Raw genomic sequence first — 966 nt, 5'->3', positions numbered from 1 at the left:
GCTAAGAGGGTGTAGACAAAATCAAGTAGTAAGTCGACGAGCAAGCATCCGTGCCTCGGCCAGCACACCCATGCCGCACTCACATCCATTAACCGATCGTGGTGCATGATCAACCGCCTGGCCCGCTCATTCCAGACGTGAGTCCGTTCCACTACCCGCTGCCTGGGCATCACCACAAAGCCGCTTGTAACCGGCGCTGCCGTGAACAAATCGCCTTGTTCTGATGCCATTTCCAGGTGCGTCGATTGTTTGGCCCCCGGATGACTTGAACCTCAAGTGAATGAGTGTGCTGCGTGCGTTGGGCCCACTTTTCCTGCATAGGCACTGTCGACGAACAGGGTATTTAAGGATGGGTACTTGCCTATCGAGGCCGTCACTGCGTCGTCTGCAGCGTCTCGATCCTGCACGCTGGCTGCGCTGATGCTCACTGCCAGGAGCAGGCCCAAGGTATCAACGATGAGACTGCGCTTGCGCCCTTTCATCTTCTTGCCTGCATCGTAACCACTTTCACCGCCTTGGGGCGAGCTACGCGTTGATTGAGAATCCAGAACAGCAGCTGACGGTTTTTCATCACGATCTACCCGCTCTCGCCATTGGGCACGAAGCCAATCATGCATTTGCTCGAACTTGCCCTGAGCGCTCCAGCATCGGAAGGTTTTATAGACATTGTCCCAATGCGGAAACTCGCGAGGCAGCATTCGCCACGAGCATCCCGTGCGCACGACATAGCAGCAAGCCTCCAGAAGCGTGCGCCTGGAGTGCCGGGGGGGGGACGCCACGACCGCCCGATACTTCAAAAAAATCAGCGACCTGCGTCCATTCTGCGTCGGTCAGGCAACTGGGGTAATGTTGTTCCGGCAACTGACGCCGGTGTGCCTCGGTGTAGCCATAAGATTTACGGGGTTCGGGAGGTTGGAAGCTGCCCTTGGGCCGCTCTTTAATAAGAACAATCCCGGCCAGCTTCAA

At 56.8% G+C, this 966-nt stretch carries 1 pseudogene; it reads right to left on the bottom strand.

The window, feature by feature from the left end:
- Nucleotides 1-21 precede the first annotated feature (21 nt).
- A pseudogene (locus ACW9H9_RS28645) lies at nt 22-966 on the bottom strand (IS5 family transposase); the annotation flags it as partial.

The sequence above is a fragment of the Pseudomonas sp. SDO5215_S409 genome (genome assembly GCF_054071325.1).
This window is presented reverse-complemented; position numbering and strand designations above follow the sequence as displayed.